Below are 15,622 nucleotides of genomic sequence, written 5' to 3'. Positions count from 1 at the left end.
GGGCCCCGGTAGCGCGCGTATGGCGCCGGCGCGCGTGCGGCGCCGACCGGGGCCCCGGTGCGTCGAGGCCCCGCGCCCCGACCGCGTGGGCCGTTCAGCAACTGAGCACCGGCTCCGCCCAGTCCGCGTGGTCGGAGTCGATGCCGTCGCCGCCGTCGGTCACGACGAGGCGCACCACCCCGGCGCCGCTGACGTCGGCGGAGATCGCCTGCGCGGGCATCCGGTTGGTGAGGACGCCGGTCGACGCCGCCTTCTCGCCGTCCGCCCAGACCTCGAAGGCGACGGTCCCTTGGAGGAGCTTCTCGTCGTCGACGCCTACCTGCGCGGTCAGCCGCTCGCAGGCGCCACCCGTGTAGTAGGCGACGTCGCTCTCCGCGTGGACGCCGAGCCCCTTGGCGAACACCTTGCCGTCGATGGTGATCGGGTTGCCGTCGCCCGCCCGGCTCTCGCCGTTGCTGGTGTCCTTCTCCACGGGGCCCCAGCCGTTGGTGGTGGAGATCCACGGCAGGTCGCTCAGCGCCGAGCGGCCCGCGGGCGGTGCGACGACGACCTGGGCCGTCAGCGGCAGCGTGCTCTCGACCGGGCTGCCGTCCGGGGCGCGGTAGTCGGCCTTGAGGTCGAGGTCGTATGAGCCGGGCGGCGTGCCCTGAGGTGCCGTCACGGTCCAGGAGGTGGCGAGGGCCCTGCCGGTGGGCAGGGCCGCCGCGCTCGTGGGTGACGTCGCCCTGACCTGCCAGCCCGCCGGGCCGGTGAGGCGCGCGCCGACGTGACGCGCCGGGGTGCGGCCGAGGTTGGTGACCCGGGTGGTCAGCTTGTCGGGCCTGCTCGCCTCCACCAACGCGTCGCCGTCGAGGCCGAGTTCGACGGCCGGTGGCTTGTCGGCCCAGGTGCCGTCGGCGCTGACGCGCACCAGGACGGTGGCGTGCGCGGGCACGGTCGCGGAGATGGTGCCCGCGGTGTGGAAGCTCTCGTGCTTCCACAGGTCGCGCAGCGTGTAGCCGGAGGCCTGCGGCAGGCCGACGGCCTTCGCGGTCGTGGCGATGCGCTGCGGGCTGCCGGTCTCGTTGAAGAGCGCGACCGCGCGGCTGCCGTCCTTCATCTCCTTGGCGACGACCCACCGCCCGCCGGTGGACGAGACCACCGCGCCCTGCTTGCCGAGCGGGTCCTGGTCGACCGCGACGACTTCCTTGTTGCCGAGGATCTCGAACGTCTGCGGCGAGACCTTGCGCAGGTCGGAGCCGATGAGCAGGGGTGCGGCCATGATCGACCACATGGAGAAGTGCGTGCGGTACTCGGTGTCGGTCATGCCTCCGTTGCCGACTTCGAGCATGTCCGGGTCGTTCCAGCGGCCGGGGCCCGCGTAGCGCGCGAGCGGCAGGTTCCGCTTCATGATGGAGAGCATCGAGCCCCAGTTGTCGCTGATGTCGCCCGTCGTGCGCCACAGGTGGCCGACGTCGGAGGCCCACTCCCAGGGCTTGTTCTCGCCCCACTCGCAGATGCTGTAGACGATGGGGCGCCCCGTGCTCTGCGCCGCGGCCTTGAGGGCGTCGCGCATGGCGACGTACCGCTTCTTGGCGTCCACGCCCTGGTTATTGCAGTTGTCGTACTTGAGGTAGTCGACGCCCCAGTCGGCGAACTGCTGGGCGTCGCTGCGCTCGTGGCCGAGCGCCCCGGGGAAGCCCGCCTGGTTGCAGGTCTTGGTGCCCGCGCTGGTGTAGATGCCGAGCTTGAGGCCCTTGCCGTGCACGTAGTCGGCGACGGCCTTGATGCCGCCCGGGAACCTCTTGGGGTCGGGCACGAGCTTGCCGTTCGCGTCGCGCTGCGGCAGCGCCCAGCAGTCGTCGAGGTTGACGTACTGGTAGCCCGCGTCCTTGAGACCCTTGGAGACGAAGATGTCGGCGATCCCCTTGACCATCGCCTCGTCGAACTCGGCGCGGCAGTGGGTGGCGTTCCAGTTGTTGAAGCCCATCGGCGGGGTGAGCGCGAGGCCGTCGGGCAGCCGGGGCCCGTCGGCGCCCGCGGGCCGCGCGGCCTGCGGGCTCCGCGCCTCGCCCGCCACGGCGGGCGAGGCGAGCCCCGCCGCGCAGAGGAGCGCCGCGGTGAGGGATCCGACCACTCTTCGGCGGGATGTGCGGGTGGGAAGGTGACGCATCGTTACGTTCCTCCGTACTCGCGGAAGATGGGATGTCTCCATGTCCGAGTCAGTCGTGCGCGCTTACGGTAGAGCGTGTTGAAGTCTGTTGGAAGAGGAGGGGTAACGGTTCGAGCATCCCGCGTCAAAACCCTTGACGGCGGTGACTCTTGGGAGTGAGATCCAACCCTCGCGTTCGGTTGTGTTGGGTTGCACCCCGAGGAGGGGGACATGGCACCGTCAGATTTCACCGGGTCCCACGCGCAGATCGCCCCGCGGAATGTGAGTGGACATCCGATGTCCCGCCGGAACCTCCTGCGCGGTACGGCCCTCGGCGCCGGGGCGGTCACGCTTCCGGCCCTGCTCACCGCCTGTGGCGACGGGCCCGGCGGGAACAAGAACGAAGTGACGGTGGGCTCCAACGCGTCGGACGCCGTCCCCAAGGCGGCGTTCGCGCAGGCCTTCGAGGCGTACGAGAAGGAAAGCGACAAGCGCGTCAAGGTCAACACCACGGAGCACAACGAATTCCAGCAGAACATCACGCGCTATCTCCAGGGATCGCCCGACAACGTCTTCATGTGGTTCGCCGGATACCGCATGCAGTACTTCGCGGAGAAGGGCCTGCTGGTCGAGATCAGCGACGTGTGGAAGGGCTTCCGGGGTTTCTCGCAGGCGCTGAAGGACCAGTCCACGCACGACGGGAAGCAGTACTTCGTGCCGTACTACTACTACCCGTGGGCGGTCTTCCACCGGAAGAGCCTCTTTGAGAAGCAGGGGTACGAACAGGCGGGGAACTGGGACCAGTTCATCGCGCTCGCCAAGAAGATGCACAAGGACGGCATTCCCGTCGCCTTCTGCGACAAGGACGGCTGGCCCGCGATGGGCACCTTCGACTACATCAACTTGCGGCTCAACGGATACGACTTCCACAAGAGCCTGATGGCCGGCGAGGAGGCCTGGACCGACCGGAAGGTCAAGAAGGTCTTCGACCTGTGGCGCGAACTCATGCCGTACTACCAGAAGGGCGCCCTCGGTCGGACCTGGGAGGAGGCCGGGCAGGGCCTCCAGCGGCGCAGGACCGGCATGGCCGTGTTCGGCATGCCGCACCCCGGCTCCCAGTTCCCGAAGGAGGAGCGCGACGACATCGACTTCTTCCCCTTCCCCGAGATCGACCCGCAGTACGGCCGGGACGCCGTGGAGGCGCCCATCGACGGATTCCTCGTCCCGAAGAAGTCGAAGAACGTGGAAGGCGCCAAGGACTTCATGAAGTGGCTCGGCACCGCCGAGGCCGAGGACGTCTACCTCAAGGGCGATCCGAACAACGTCGCCGTCAATGAGGACGCGGACACCAGCAAGTACAGCCCGCTCCAGAAGAAATCAGCCGAACTGGTCGCCGAGGCCAAGCAGATCTCCCAGTTCCTGGACCGCGACACCCGTCCCGACTTCGCCCAGACCGTCATGATCAAGGCGTTGCAGGACTTCATCGACAATCCCCGGGACGTCGACGGCCTCTGCAACAGGATCGAACGGCAGAAGAAGGACATCTTCTCCACGTCCGTGAGCTGAATCAGGGGGAGCGCACTCCGTGCCGCAGAACACCGCGCGGCGCGCCGGACGGCGTACGACGCGGCGCTTCACACGCCGCGACATCGCCGTTCTCGGCGCGCTCTTGGGCATACCCGTCCTGCTCGACGTCGTCATCGTCTGGGGGCCCGCCCTCGCCTCCGTCGGCCTGTCCTTCACGTCCTGGGACGGCATCGGGGACATCCACTGGGTGGGCGGGGACAACTACGAGAACCTGGTCCAGGACTATCCCGCGTTCTGGCCCGCCGTCCGCCACAACCTGCTGTGGATCGCCTTCCTCGGTCTCGTCGCGACGCCCTTCGGGCTCTTCCTCGCGGTCCTCGTCGACCGGGGCATCCGCTTCAGCCGCTTCTACCAGTCCGTGCTCTACATGCCGGTCGTGCTCTCGCTCGCCGTCGTCGGCTTCATGGCGCAACTGCTGCTCGGCACCGACCAGGGCGTCGTCAACACCATCATCGGCAACGAGCAGGACCCCGTCGACTGGCTCGGCGACTCCGACATCAACCTGTGGATGATGATGCTCGCCGCGAGCTGGCGGCACACCGGCTACGTGATGATCCTCTACCTGGCCGGACTGAAGTCCGTCGACCCCGAACTGAAGGAAGCCGCGGCGATCGACGGCGCGAACGAACGCCAGACGTTCTTCCGGATCACCTTTCCCACCCTGCGCCCCGTCAACGTCATCGTCGGCGTCATCACGGTCATCGAAGCGCTGCGCGCCTTCGACATCGTCTACGCGGTGAACAAGGGCCGCAACGGCCTGGAACTGCTCTCCGTCCTCATCACGGACAACATCATCGGAGAGGCCAGCCGCATCGGATTCGGCTCGGCCATCGCGGTCGTGCTGCTCAGCGTCTCGCTGGGCTTCGTCGTCACGTTCCTGGTCCAGGAGCTGAGAGGAGCGCGCGAGAAATGACCGCGGACCTGAAGTCCACGACCCGGGCCGGAGCCGTGACGCCGGCCGTCCGGGGCGCCGCGCCGCACGGCCGGCCGCGCCGGGGCAGGTTCGGCGTCCACATCTTCCTGTCCGCGGTGTGCCTGGCGTTCGTCGCCCCGCTGCTGCTCGCCGTCTACGCCAGTCTGCGCCCGTACGAGGAGACCGCGAGGGACGGCTACTTCTCCTGGCCCGACACGCTGTCCCTCGACTACTACCGCGAGGCCTACACCGCCTCCGACATGGGCAAGTACTTCACCAACACCCTGATCATCGCCGTGCCCGCGGTGATCGTCACGCTGTTCCTCGCGGCCTTCGTCGCCTTCGCGGTCTCCCGTCTGAACGTCCGCGGCGGCCTCGCGCTGCTCATGTTCTTCACGGCGGGCAACCTCCTCCCGCCGCAGGTCCTGGTGACCCCGCTCTACGTCCTCTTCTTGCGGATCGACCTGCCCTGGTGGATGTCCGACTCGATGACCCTCTACGACTCGTACTGGGCGGTCATCCTCGTCAACATCGGCTTCCAGGTGGGGTTCTGCGTCTTCGTCCTCTCCCAGTTCATGCGCACCCTGCCCAGGGAGATCCTGGAGGCCGCGGTGGTCGACGGGGCCGGGGTGTGGACCCAGTTCTGGCGCATCACGCTCCCGCTGTGCCGCCCGGCCCTCGCGGCCCTCGCCACCCTCGAATTCACCTGGATCTACAACGACTTCCTCTGGGCCCTCATCTTCATCTCCAACCCCGACAAGCTCCCCATCACCTCGTCCTTGAACAACCTCCGCGGCCAGTTCTTCACCGACTACAACCTGCTCGCGGCAGGCTCGGTCCTGGTCGCCCTGCCGACGATCCTGGTGTTCCTGCTCCTGCAACGCCACTTCATCGCGGGGCTGACCCTGGGATCCAGCAAGGGCTGAGGGGACGAGCCGGCGACTTCGGCCTGGGGAGCATCCGGGGAGATCCACTTCGAAGAGGGGCGGCGACGGTCGGCCAGGTGGTGAGCGCGTGTCGTGTCCGGTTCGCGCGCTTGTTGGTACGCGGACCAGGTCCGACGCTGTGCACTTCGACCACCGACCCAGGGGGGCACGTGCGGATCTTCAGTAAAGGGCCCGACCACAGTGACCTGCTCCACCAGATCCTCCGGGAGGTCGGCGAGCTGCGGCAGCGCGTCGACGCCCAGCAGCACGCCGTCGACCAGGCAAGGCAGGACGCCGACGCCGCCCTCAGCCGCGGCCTCACCGAGATCCGGGCCGTGGTGCGCGACGGTCTCGACCGCGGCAGCGACACGATCCGCGACTCGCTGACGACCCTCGGCGCAGAGCTGGCCGCCATCCGCACCACCCTCAACGAACCTGCCCGCGCCAGGCCCGCCACGGATCCTCCGCCGACGCAGCCCGCGCCCGTCCGGCACGCCGAGCCCGCACCGCCCAAGGTCGACGCCTACGACACCGGCCACCCGAACGAGAACGGCAGCGACCACACAGGGCTCCTCCGCAAGGCCGCGGGCATCTCCGCCGCCAAGCTCGAAGTCCACCGCGACACCTGGGCGTTCCTCGTGGCGCACGCCGGACAGGACCGGCACTTCCACATCCCCGGCGCCGTCCGCGAGGAGAAGGGCACCGTCACGGTCGACGTCTCCGGCCTCAGCCTCGTCGCCACCCTCACCAGTCTGCGCGCCACTCAGCACACCCCGGACGTCGATCCCGGCACCGCGGCCATCGCCCACCACCTCTACGAGCGCGTCGCCGAAACCGTGCGCTCCCTCGCCACCACACCCCACCCGGACGACCAGCCCGTCGCCATCACCATCGACGACCGCACAGCGGCACCCGACAGCAAGGATCAGCCACCGGCCCGGGGCTGACGGCGTACGGCACCGAAATCCGCTCGCGGAGCCGTACGGGTTCCGGATGCCCAGCATCCGGACGACAAAGGAGCACCGGATGACCACCCGACTGGGTTCACGGAACGCGTTCTGCTGGGCGGACCTCAAGACCCGCGACCTGCCCGGCACCGCCGCCTTCTTCGCGGCGGCGCTGGACTGGCGGTTCGCGGTGGACGAGGAGGACTGGCGCCCACTACCTGGCGAACGGCGCGGCGCTCCGAGGGGCTCACGGTCCGGGTCGGCCGTCTGGATTCATGAGTCAGCGGTGCCGGTCTGCGGGGGCGGCACCGGGCGTGGGGGTGGTCTCGGGCGTGGCGGGGGCCGCGGCCCAGATCCGCGCCGCGGCCGCGTCCACCTCGGCCTGCGGCAGGCCCGCCTTGACCGTGATCACGCCCTTCGTCCCGTCGGGGAACGTGGCCTCCCGCATCTCCACGCCCAACCGGGCCGGCACAGGTTCCTCAGCCATGGCACCCCTCTCGACGACCGGACCTCCACGACTACCACGAAGGTCCCACCGGGCTGAGGAAGCGTTTCGCCGGGCGTGGCGGCCCTGTGCCCGCGCCCGGGGGTGCCGGTCAGGAGGCGGGTGAGGGCCGCTTGAAGAGCTCGTGGACCGAGAAGTAGTTGTCGTCGCCGTGGCCCTGGGAGACCGCGCGTTCGGCCACCTCGCGCATGAGGCGGGGGAGCTCGGAGTGCACGCCCTGCTCCTCGGAGGCGCGGGCGATGTGCTCCAGGGCGTTCACGTTCATCCGCAACGTGCCGAGGGCGCCCGGGTAGTTGCCCTCGTCCAGGTCGGCGGCGCGCGGCGCGAGGGAGGACGGGTCGAGGACCGCGGGCATGAACCAGCCGAGCGCGATGCCGGCGAACTCGACCGCGGAGACGCCCGCCGAGCCGACCAGGGCGGTGGCGTGCAGATAGCCGTTGAGGGTCGCGTACATCATGTGCAGGAGGGCCGTGTTGTACAGCACCGCCAGCGTCGGGTCCGTGCCGAGGAAGCGGGGGTCGCCCAGGCTCGCGAGCGTCGCCCGGTGCTCGTCGAGGACGGCGCGGTCGCCGCTGTACAGGAACACCGCGTCGGGCCGTCCGACCAGCGGCGGCGGCACCATGACGGCGCCGTCGAGATAGCGGACGCCGAGGCCTGACGCCCAGGTGACCGCGGTGCGCACCTCCTGCGGCGTACCGGAGTTGAGGTTCACCAGGACCCGGCCCCGCAAGGCGTCCCCGGCGGGTCCGAACACCTCGTACATCGTGTCGTAGGTGTTGAGGCACATGATCGTGACGGGGCTCGCGGACACCGCGTCCGCGATGCTTCCGGCGAGCGAAGCGCCGCGGGCGACGAGGCCGCTCGCCCGCTCCGGGGTGCGGTTCCAGACGGTCGTGGGATGGCCCTTGGACAGAAGGGCCTCGGCGAGGACCAGGCCCATGGGGCCGAGGCCGACGACGGTGACGGGGGACGGGGAACTCGTGGTGGCTGCTGCGTGGTTCGTCATGCGGCCTAGACTGCTCTCTCACATCGATGTGAGAGTCAATCGATGTGAGGGTCGACGGACGTGGTGGTGATCACATGCGTATGGGCGAGTTCTCCCGGCGGACCGGAGTGAGTCAGCGGCTGCTGCGCTACTACGAGGAGCAGGGCCTGCTCGCTCCCGCGCGGCGGCCCAGCGGATACCGGGAGTACACGGAGCAGGACGTGGTCACGGTGCGCGGCATCCGCGTCCTGCTGGCCGCGGGACTCAACACCGCCACCATCGCGGAGCTGCTGCCCTGCATGGTCGATGACGACGGTTCCCTCGCCCCCGGCTGCTCCGGCCTGCTGCCGGACCTCGCCAAGGAGCGCGAGCGCATCGACGAGGCCGTCGCCGGTCTGCTGGCCGCCCGCGCCCGTCTCGACGAGATCATCAACGCGCCGGTGCCGGGCGCGCTCGCCGACCGGGACGCCTGCTACGTGGCCTGAGGCACCCGGGAGCCGCGAGCGCCCACGGGGTCCGGGAGGGCGGCGAATCGCGGGTGGGGCAGGGGTGTGCCACGGTGGAGGGAGGCCCGGATCGCACCCGGGCCGCACACCGGAACCGGGAAGGCCGGCAAGACCCGAGAAGCCCCGAGAGCTGAGGAGCACGCATGTCCTCGAAGCGACGCCGCAAGAAGAAGGCCCGCCGCAAGCACGCGGCCAACCACGGCAAGCGTCCCCAGTCCTGACCCGGCCGGGGCGGCTTCGAGCCGCCCCCGCCAGGACCGGCCCTAGGTGTCGGGCCCCGGCTGCCCAAGCGCCTCCCGCACCGACGGCACCGGCGCGAGGACCACGCGCAGGCCGGTGATGCCCATGACGCGCAGCGCCATCGGATCGCGGCACACCACCCGGAGTTCGGCGCCCCTCGACGTGAGGCGGCGCCGCGCCCGCATGAGCAGGGCGAGGCCGGAGCAGTCGAGGAACGTGGCGTGGGTCAGATCGATGACGACGGTCTCGGCGGAGCCCGCGGTCACCGGGTCGAGTACGGGTGTCGCCTGCTGGAAGCCCACGAGGTCGACCTCGCCGCGCAGTTCCACCACGACACTGCCGTCGGACTCGTACACCCGAGGTGGTAAGTCCGGAATCTCGCACGCGAATTCGCGCAGTTCGTCCTGATGCACTAATCCCCCCAGGGCGGGCCCCGGTCGCTCTGCGAGGCCGGGGCGGATGCCGTGAAGCAACCGGAATGAGGAGGTCACCAGGGGCCGGGGTGCCTGGCGGATCACGCTAGCGGGCGGGAGCCTGCGCCGCAGTGCGGGAACGATTCGTGGGGTGGCGGTGTCACTCGATGGGGCGAAGTTGTCGCGAGAGACTTGACATGATCTGGCGGCTTTTGGTCTGGCGTCGGCGGTCCTCAACAGGTGCTGGTTTCCGTGGCACTGTGTTGCGGGCAAGCCACTGGGGGCCAACAGAAGAGGGGGAAACGTGATCGTCTGGATCAATGGGGCGTTCGGGGCGGGAAAGACATCCACCGCGCGGGAGCTGATCGAGCTGATCCCGAACAGCGCGCTCTTCGACCCCGAGGTCATCGGCGGCGCCCTGCCGCAGCTGCTGCCCGCCAAGCGACTCGCCGAGGTGAGCGACTTCCAGGACCTGCCGATCTGGCGGCGCCTCGTGGTGGACACGGCGGCCGGGCTGCTCGCCGAGCTCGGCGGGGTCCTCGTGGTGCCGATGACACTCCTGCGCCAGGAGTACCGGGACGAGATATTCGGCGGCCTCGCCTCGCGGCGGATACCGATACGCCATGTGCTGCTCGCCCCGGACGAAACGATCCTGCGCGAACGCATAGCCGATCGCGAAATCCCCCCGGACCTGCCCGATGGCGAACTGCGCATTCGCCAATGGTCGTTCGACCACATCGAGTCCTTCCGCGCCGCGCTCGCCGCCTGGCTGGGGGCGGACGCGCACCGCGTCGACACCAGCGCCCTGACGCCGTACGAGACGGCCGAGCACATCGCCGACGCCGTGCGCACCGGAGCCGCCCCCGTCTGCGAGATCGTGCAGACCCCCCGGCCCACCGCCGAGACCCTGGCCGCGGGCGTGCTGCTCTTCGACGAACGGGGCCGGGTGCTGCTCGTCGACCCCACGTACAAGGCGGGCTGGGAGTTCCCCGGCGGGGTCGTGGAGCGCGGCGAGGCGCCCGCCCGCGCCGGGGTGCGCGAGGTCGCGGAGGAGACCGGCATCCGGCTCACCGGGAATCCCCGGCTCCTCGTCGCCGACTGGGAGCCGCCGCTGCCGCCCGGCTACGGCGGGATGCGGTTCCTCTTCGACGGCGGCGTCCTCGACGGCGCCGACGTCGAGCGGCTGCTGCTGCCGGGGTCCGAGCTGCGCGACTGGCGCTTCGTCACCGAGGAGGAGGCCGCCCGGCTCCTTCCGCCGGTGCGCTACGAGCGCCTGCGCTGGGCCCTGCGCGCCCGCGAGCGGGGCGTTCCGCTGTATCTGGAGGCCGGGGTGCCGGTGGGCGACTGAGCCCGCGCTGAGCCCGCGCGGACGGTGCGTGGCCGCGGCCCGGTCAGGCGGGCAGCGTCGGCCGGCAGCCGTCGAGGAGTGCCGCCCCCAGAGCCGTGACTGTGTGCAGCGTCGTGTTGCGGTGCCGACGGCTGGAGACGAGGGCGGCCTCGCGCAGCGCCGTGAGGTGCCGGCTGGCGTTGGACGGGGTGAGACCGGTGTGCCGGGCCAGTTCCGTGGTGGTGAACGTGCCGTCGGCCGCGGCTTCGAGGAGGAGCGCCCGGCCCCGGCCGAGGAGCGCGGTCAGCGACCGCGGGGCCGTGGAGCCGGGGCGCGGCCGCTCCCAGCCCGGGCGGTGCTCGATGGGGTAGACGAGGACGGGTTCGAGGCTGGGGTCGAAGAGGACGGTGGGCCCGTAGCGGCAGAAGAAGGACGGCTGGAGCAGCAGCCCGCGGCCCGCCAGATGCAGGTCCTGCTCGACCGGGAAGTCCAGGCTGAGCACCGGGTACTCCCAGCGCGCGGAGGCGTGCAGGGTGCCGAGGACGGTCGCCCAGCCGCCGTGGGCCAGCTGTCTCGCGCGCAGCATCACGTCGTGGCGCACCACGTCGTGGACGGTGTGCCAGTACGGCCGCAGACCGGCGTCGAAGTACGCGTGCGCGGTGGCGGCGAGCCGGCCGAGCAGCTGCGCCGAGCCCGTGGCCAGCTCCGCCGACCACGCGGGCAGCCGGGTGTCCGGGTGCAGCCGCTCGAAGGTCTCCAGCTCCACGCGCAGTCGCCGTCGCGGGGTCGCCCGCAGCGCCTCCGTCTGGGCGGCCAGGCCCTGGCCGGTCCGGGGAGTGAGGAAGTCGCAGGTGTAGCCCCGGGCCGGGGACAGGGCGGCGAGCAGCCGCGTGGCGGCGGGCAGCGACGGCGCCACCTCTCTGCGCCAGGGGCCGAAGAGCACGGAGGCGTCCCGGCGCTGGAGCCGGTGGAGGCTGATGTTCAACTCCCACATCGGATCCGGTTCCTGGGCGAAACGGGTGCGTGCCAGATCGTCAGAAGTGAAATGAATCCTGAGCATTCCGTTTCCCGCACTTCTCGTCCGAGTGATGCTCCGCGTGATTCTTCCGGCGGCACGTGCGGCGAGACCGCCTCGTACCGCGGTCTTTGCGTCCTGGCGCACACTTCTACCAGTCGGTCGGGCGAATACAGGAGGCTCTTTTCGGCACGAAGTCCGACGCGCGGTACGGCACCGGGAAAGTGCCGTACCACCACCACGGTTGAAGGGGGAAACATGCGCAAGAAAATCGGTGTGGCCGCCGCCTCCTCGGCGCTGCTGCTCGGCGGTCTCGCGACGGCGCCGGCCTCGGCGGGCGACTCCTCGGGAGGCGGGAGCGAAGCCGCGGCGATCACCTGTGCGGCCGGTGACACGTGTTTCTGGGTGCACATCAACTACGGCGGCAACAGGGGCCGGGTCGCGGGGAACAACGGGGACTTCCGCGACTTCCCGCAGGGCCAGTGCGCGAGCGGCACCTGGAACGACTGCGTCAGCTCCATCGCCAACCGCGGCCGTGAGTGCACCGTCTACTTCTGGACGGGCTTCAACTACACCGGCCGGTACCACAGCCTGAGCCGCAACGACGAGGTGCCGAACTTCGCGGCGGCGCCGCCGGTCGGCTACAACGACCCGGCGTTCAACGACGCCATCAGCTCCAACCACTGGTGCAGTCCGAGGTGACGCACCGGCCACCGCGAGCTGTGTCTCTCCTGGTGGCCGCGCTGGCCGGCCTTGCGGGCTGCTCGGCATCCGAGCCCGCCGGGCCGGCCACGACCCGGCCGGAGCGGACGCCGTCCACCGCACGTCTGCCCGCCGCGGCCGTCGACATGGTCACCCGCTCCGGCACCTGGCCCCGGACCCAGCAGACCCTGGACACGGCCGTGAACACGCTGGTCCACCGGTGCATGGAGCGCGCCGGCTTCACCTACCCCGCCAGGCGGGCGGCGCTGCCCGAGGCGTTCGACGACGCGCGGGCCCTGGTCGACCTGGACCGCCGCGAGCGGTACGGCTACGGCATCGCGACCGGGCCGCCGGACACCGGGCAGCCACCGGCGCCGTACTACACCGAGCTGGACGCGGACCGGCGCCGCCGCTTCGACCTGGCCTTCTCCGGGCCGCCCGGCGCGAAGCAGGAGGTGGAGACGGGCCTGGGCACGGTGCGCGTGAGCGCGCGGGGCTGTGACGCCGAGGCGCGCCGCCGCCTCGCCGGTGGCGTCGTCGCCTGGGCGCGCATGTACTACGTACCAGAGGCGCTCAACGGGCGTCTGGACTCCCGGGTGCCCCGGCAGCCCGGTTACGTCTCCGCACTCGCCCGCTGGCGCACGTGCATGTCGGAACGCGGATATCCCTTTCCGACCCCCGAAAAGGCACAGAAAGAGCTGGCGGACGCGTACGGGAAATCCGGCGGGCGGAATTCACCGATGAAGATGCACGACGCCTTCCGGCGGCGGGAACGCGCCATTGCGGTCGCGGACGGCGAATGCGCGCTCGAAGTGCGGCTGCCCCAGGCCGCTTTGGCGGGACGGCGGGCGCTCGTCCATTCCCTCCCGGGCGAGGACCGCGCGGTGCTCGCCGAGCTCATCCGCGTCCAGGGCGCTGCCCTGAAGCGCGCGGAGGCGGTCATCGGCCGCTGAGCGGCTTCCGCGCCCGCTCGCCGGGGCGGCGGAGTCAGCTCCGCCGCCCCCAGCCGATGTCAGGCCGTCGCATAGCGTGCCGCCGCCGTGCGCAGCACCGTCGACGCGTCCGTGAGCACCGGATCGCCATGACCGAAACACGCCATGTCCGATTCGAGCGCGGCGAGCCGGTGGAAGGAGGCGACGGCCTGCTCCCCGTCCTGGTTGAAGACCCCGAGGAGCACGCCCGTCTCGGGGGTGTTCGCGATGGCGTCGCCCGTGAACAGGACGCCGTGCTCGGGCAGGTGCAGGGCGATGCTGCCCCGGGTGTGCCCGGGCGCGCCGACCACGTGCGCGCCGCCGCCGAAGGGCAGGACGTCGCCGTCCGTTACCTCCCGCAGCTCGGCGGCGTACACCCGCTGCTCGGTCGGCTTCGGCACGTTCTTCGACGTCTCCGTGAAGATCGGCACCTCCCAGTCCTCCAGGACCGGCGCCGGGCCCGGGACCTCCCCGCGCACCATGGGCGCGTCCAGGTGGTGCGCGAACACCGTGGCCCCGGTGAGGGCCGCGAACTCGCCCGCGCCGCCCACGTGGTCGCTGTGGAAGTGCGTCGTCACGACGCGCCGTACGTCGCGGGCGCGGAGCCCCAGCCCCTCGATCGCCTCCGCGATGGCCGGTCCCGCGCCGGGGGCACCCGCGTCCACGAGGGTCAGCTCGTCGTCGTCGCGCCACAGATAGGCCTGGCCGACGGGGAAGCGGAAGAGGTGGAGCCGGGGCTCGAGCCCGATGATCTCGATCTGGTTCATGCGGTGACCGTAGGGACGGCCCGCCCTGCGGGGCGAGCCCGCTTCGCCGGGGGCGTACGGGTTCTGCTCCCGGCGAAGCGCGCTGGTCGGAGCGGGTGTCGGGGGCGCGTGGGGCGGGCGGGGCTCAGAGCGCGCACGTGTGCACCGGATCGCCGTCGGGGCGCGGCACCGTACGGCCGCGCGGGGGCGCCGTGCCGTCCTCCACCCAGGCCGTCAGCGCGTCGAAGGCGTCGCGCGCGCACGGCAGCAGGGGGCGGACGAGGCCGGGGTGCGCGCCGTACAGGCCGTCCGTGTGGGTGCCGCCGGTGATCCGGTAGTAGCGGTGGAGCGTGCCGCGCCGGGCCTTGTCGACGAGTCGCGCGTAGGTGTCGGAGCCGGGGCCGATGGGGATCAGGGCGTCCAGCGTGCCGTGCACGGTCAGGAGCGGGCGTGCGATGCGGCCGGTCAGGGCGAGCCTGCCCACGGCGTCGTGCACCGCGCGCGGGCGCGCCGCGTAGTCGTAGTCCGTGTCGCAGCCCCGGCCGGTGCCTTCGCGGCAGAACGGCGTCCCGGCCTGGGTGGCACCGTCGTAGCCGGGGTCGACCTCCTCGCGGATCAGCCGCTGGAGGGTGTCCCACTGCGTCGTGTAGTGCGTGTCCCACAGGGGCTCGGACTCGGGCGGGTACCCCGCGGCCGCCATCGCCTCGCGCGCGCCCGGCTCGCCCGCCCGGAGCCGCGGGTAGGCGCGCAGCGCGGGCGGCAGCGTCGTGAGGAGGTTGGGCGCGTCGCGGGTCAGCAGGACGCCCTCCCAGTCGAGCCCGCCGTCGTACAGCCACGGGACGTTCTCCAGCTGCCAGCGCACCAGGTAGCCGCCCATGGACGTGCCCGCCGCGTACGTGCGCAGGGGCGCGCGGCCGTAGTGCCGTCCCGCGACCCGCTGGGCCGCCACGGTCAGCTGGGTCAGCCGCAGATGCCACTCGGCGATGGCGTCTCCGGGGCGCTTGCCGTCGCGGTACAGGGTGGGGCCCGTGTTGCCCTTGTCGGTGGCCGCGAAGGCGTAGCCCCGCGCCAGAACGTGGTCACCGATGGTGCGGTCGTTGGCGTACTGCTCGCGGACGCCGGGCGGCCCGGCCACGACGAGACCGCCGTTCCAGCCCGCGGGCAGCCGGATCACGAACTGGCTGTCGTGGTTCCAGCCGTGCGTGCCGTTCGTGCGCGACGAGTCCGGGAAGTAGCCGTCGAGCTGGACGCCGGGCACGCCCGAAGGGCTGCGGGTGCTGGGCGCCACCAGGCCCGCCCAGTCCGCCGGGTCGGTGTGGCCGGAGGCGACCGTACCGGCCGTGGTGAGGTCGTCGAGGCAGGCCGCGACGGTCTTCGCGGCGCCGGGGACGCGCAGCCGCTCGCCGGGGCAGGCGCCGGCCGGTGGCGCGGCCGTGGCGGCGGGGGCGAGCGTCGCGAGGAGCAACGCCGCGGTGGTGGCGGCCAGGTGACGGATCATGCGCGAGGCTCCCTGTGCTCGTGGTGGGCCCGGCCGCGGACGGCGGCGGGGCAGGGCGACCGTAGGGAGCGGCCGGGGGCGGCCGGCAGTGCCGGACGGCCGGAGCTCCGGGCACTCTGTGGCCGACGCCCGGCCGTTGGGCACGTGCCGAACGGCCAGAGCCGCGCTCGGAGCCTCCGAAGGGTCGTGGGCGGCCGCACGCCGCAAGTA

Annotated in this window: 16 protein-coding genes; 9 read left to right on the top strand and 7 right to left on the bottom strand. The window is 71.4% G+C overall.

The window, feature by feature from the left end; translation table 11 throughout:
* Positions 1 to 94: 94 nt before the first annotated feature.
* On the bottom strand, positions 95 to 2,152 hold the full coding sequence (locus tag IG74_RS0109720; RefSeq protein ID WP_199818808.1) for an NPCBM/NEW2 domain-containing protein: 2,058 nt from the start codon (positions 2,150 to 2,152) through the stop codon (positions 95 to 97).
* Between the two features lie 276 nt (positions 2,153 to 2,428).
* On the opposite strand from IG74_RS0109720, the gene IG74_RS0109715 reads away from it, so the two are divergent.
* The 4 genes from IG74_RS0109715 to IG74_RS47840 all read left to right on the top strand — a co-directional run bounded on the left by IG74_RS0109715 (position 2,429) and on the right by IG74_RS47840 (position 6,504).
* A complete protein-coding gene (locus IG74_RS0109715; RefSeq protein ID WP_030672906.1) occupies positions 2,429 to 3,697 on the top strand; it encodes an ABC transporter substrate-binding protein in 1,269 nt (422 codons plus the stop codon).
* 19 nt (positions 3,698 to 3,716) lie between these two features.
* Entirely contained in the window at positions 3,717 to 4,631 is a 915-nt protein-coding gene (locus IG74_RS0109710; protein WP_030672903.1) for a carbohydrate ABC transporter permease, read from the top strand.
* Entirely contained in the window at positions 4,628 to 5,557 is a 930-nt protein-coding gene (locus IG74_RS0109705; protein ID WP_030672900.1) for a carbohydrate ABC transporter permease, read from the top strand. Before IG74_RS0109710 ends, IG74_RS0109705 begins: the two co-directional genes overlap by 4 nt.
* 170 nt (positions 5,558 to 5,727) lie before the next feature.
* Entirely contained in the window at positions 5,728 to 6,504 is a 777-nt protein-coding gene (locus IG74_RS47840; protein ID WP_051854734.1) for a hypothetical protein, read from the top strand.
* Positions 6,505 to 6,784: 280 nt separating this feature from the next.
* On the opposite strand, the gene IG74_RS52025 is transcribed toward IG74_RS47840, so the two are convergent.
* Both IG74_RS52025 and IG74_RS0109690 read right to left on the bottom strand, forming a co-directional pair.
* The gene (locus IG74_RS52025) at positions 6,785 to 6,991 is read right to left on the bottom strand and encodes a hypothetical protein (protein WP_037824964.1); all 207 of its coding nucleotides are present in this window, start codon (positions 6,989 to 6,991) and stop codon (positions 6,785 to 6,787) included.
* Between the two features lie 109 nt (positions 6,992 to 7,100).
* A complete protein-coding gene (locus tag IG74_RS0109690; protein WP_030672894.1) occupies positions 7,101 to 8,015 on the bottom strand; it encodes an NAD(P)-dependent oxidoreductase in 915 nt (304 codons plus the stop codon).
* Positions 8,016 to 8,089: 74 nt separating this feature from the next.
* Here IG74_RS0109690 and IG74_RS0109685 point away from each other — a divergent pair, with 74 nt between their 5' ends.
* Together IG74_RS0109685 and IG74_RS54660 are read left to right on the top strand one after the other, a co-directional pair.
* Positions 8,090 to 8,479 carry a MerR family transcriptional regulator gene (locus IG74_RS0109685; protein WP_030672892.1) on the top strand — a complete coding sequence of 130 codons (390 nt, stop codon included), beginning with the start codon at positions 8,090 to 8,092 and terminating at the stop codon, positions 8,477 to 8,479.
* A 164-nt stretch (positions 8,480 to 8,643) separates the two neighbouring features.
* Positions 8,644 to 8,721 (top strand): 50S ribosomal protein bL37, encoded by a 78-nt coding sequence (locus IG74_RS54660; protein ID WP_375256634.1) that lies wholly within the window; start codon positions 8,644 to 8,646, stop codon positions 8,719 to 8,721.
* Positions 8,722 to 8,763: 42 nt separating this feature from the next.
* Here the strand turns inward: IG74_RS54660 and IG74_RS0109680 are convergent, their stop codons facing one another.
* Positions 8,764 to 9,096 carry an STAS domain-containing protein gene (locus IG74_RS0109680; RefSeq protein ID WP_234334286.1) on the bottom strand — a complete coding sequence of 111 codons (333 nt, stop codon included), beginning with the start codon at positions 9,094 to 9,096 and terminating at the stop codon, positions 8,764 to 8,766.
* 361 nt (positions 9,097 to 9,457) lie between these two features.
* Between IG74_RS0109680 and IG74_RS54385 the strand changes: the two genes are divergently transcribed.
* Complete coding sequence (locus IG74_RS54385) at positions 9,458 to 10,501, top strand: NUDIX hydrolase (protein ID WP_030672886.1); 1,044 nt, start codon at positions 9,458 to 9,460, stop codon at positions 10,499 to 10,501.
* A 43-nt stretch (positions 10,502 to 10,544) separates the two neighbouring features.
* Here IG74_RS54385 and IG74_RS0109670 read toward each other — a convergent pair whose 3' ends face one another.
* Positions 10,545 to 11,465 (bottom strand): ArsR family transcriptional regulator, encoded by a 921-nt coding sequence (locus tag IG74_RS0109670; protein ID WP_420709876.1) that lies wholly within the window; start codon positions 11,463 to 11,465, stop codon positions 10,545 to 10,547.
* A gap of 288 nt (positions 11,466 to 11,753) precedes the next feature.
* On the opposite strand from IG74_RS0109670, the gene IG74_RS0109665 reads away from it, so the two are divergent.
* Positions 11,754 to 12,197, top strand: a complete 444-nt coding sequence (locus IG74_RS0109665) for a peptidase inhibitor family I36 protein (protein WP_030672880.1) — start codon at positions 11,754 to 11,756, stop codon at positions 12,195 to 12,197.
* Between the two features lie 32 nt (positions 12,198 to 12,229).
* Complete coding sequence (locus IG74_RS0109660; RefSeq protein ID WP_030672877.1) at positions 12,230 to 13,150, top strand: hypothetical protein; 921 nt, start codon at positions 12,230 to 12,232, stop codon at positions 13,148 to 13,150.
* Between the two features lie 59 nt (positions 13,151 to 13,209).
* Here the strand turns inward: IG74_RS0109660 and IG74_RS0109655 are convergent, their stop codons facing one another.
* Positions 13,210 to 13,926 (bottom strand): MBL fold metallo-hydrolase, encoded by a 717-nt coding sequence (locus IG74_RS0109655; protein WP_030672875.1) that lies wholly within the window; start codon positions 13,924 to 13,926, stop codon positions 13,210 to 13,212.
* 133 nt (positions 13,927 to 14,059) lie between these two features.
* Positions 14,060 to 15,412 carry a tannase/feruloyl esterase family alpha/beta hydrolase gene (locus IG74_RS0109650; protein ID WP_037824961.1) on the bottom strand — a complete coding sequence of 451 codons (1,353 nt, stop codon included), beginning with the start codon at positions 15,410 to 15,412 and terminating at the stop codon, positions 14,060 to 14,062.
* Between the last annotated feature and the right edge of the window lie 210 nt (positions 15,413 to 15,622).

It is taken from the genome of Streptomyces sp. NRRL B-1347, from assembly GCF_000720325.1.
GTDB lineage: Bacteria > Actinomycetota > Actinomycetes > Streptomycetales > Streptomycetaceae > Streptomyces.
The sequence above is the reverse complement of the archived record's forward strand: the minus strand, read 5'-3'. Positions and strand labels throughout refer to the sequence as shown.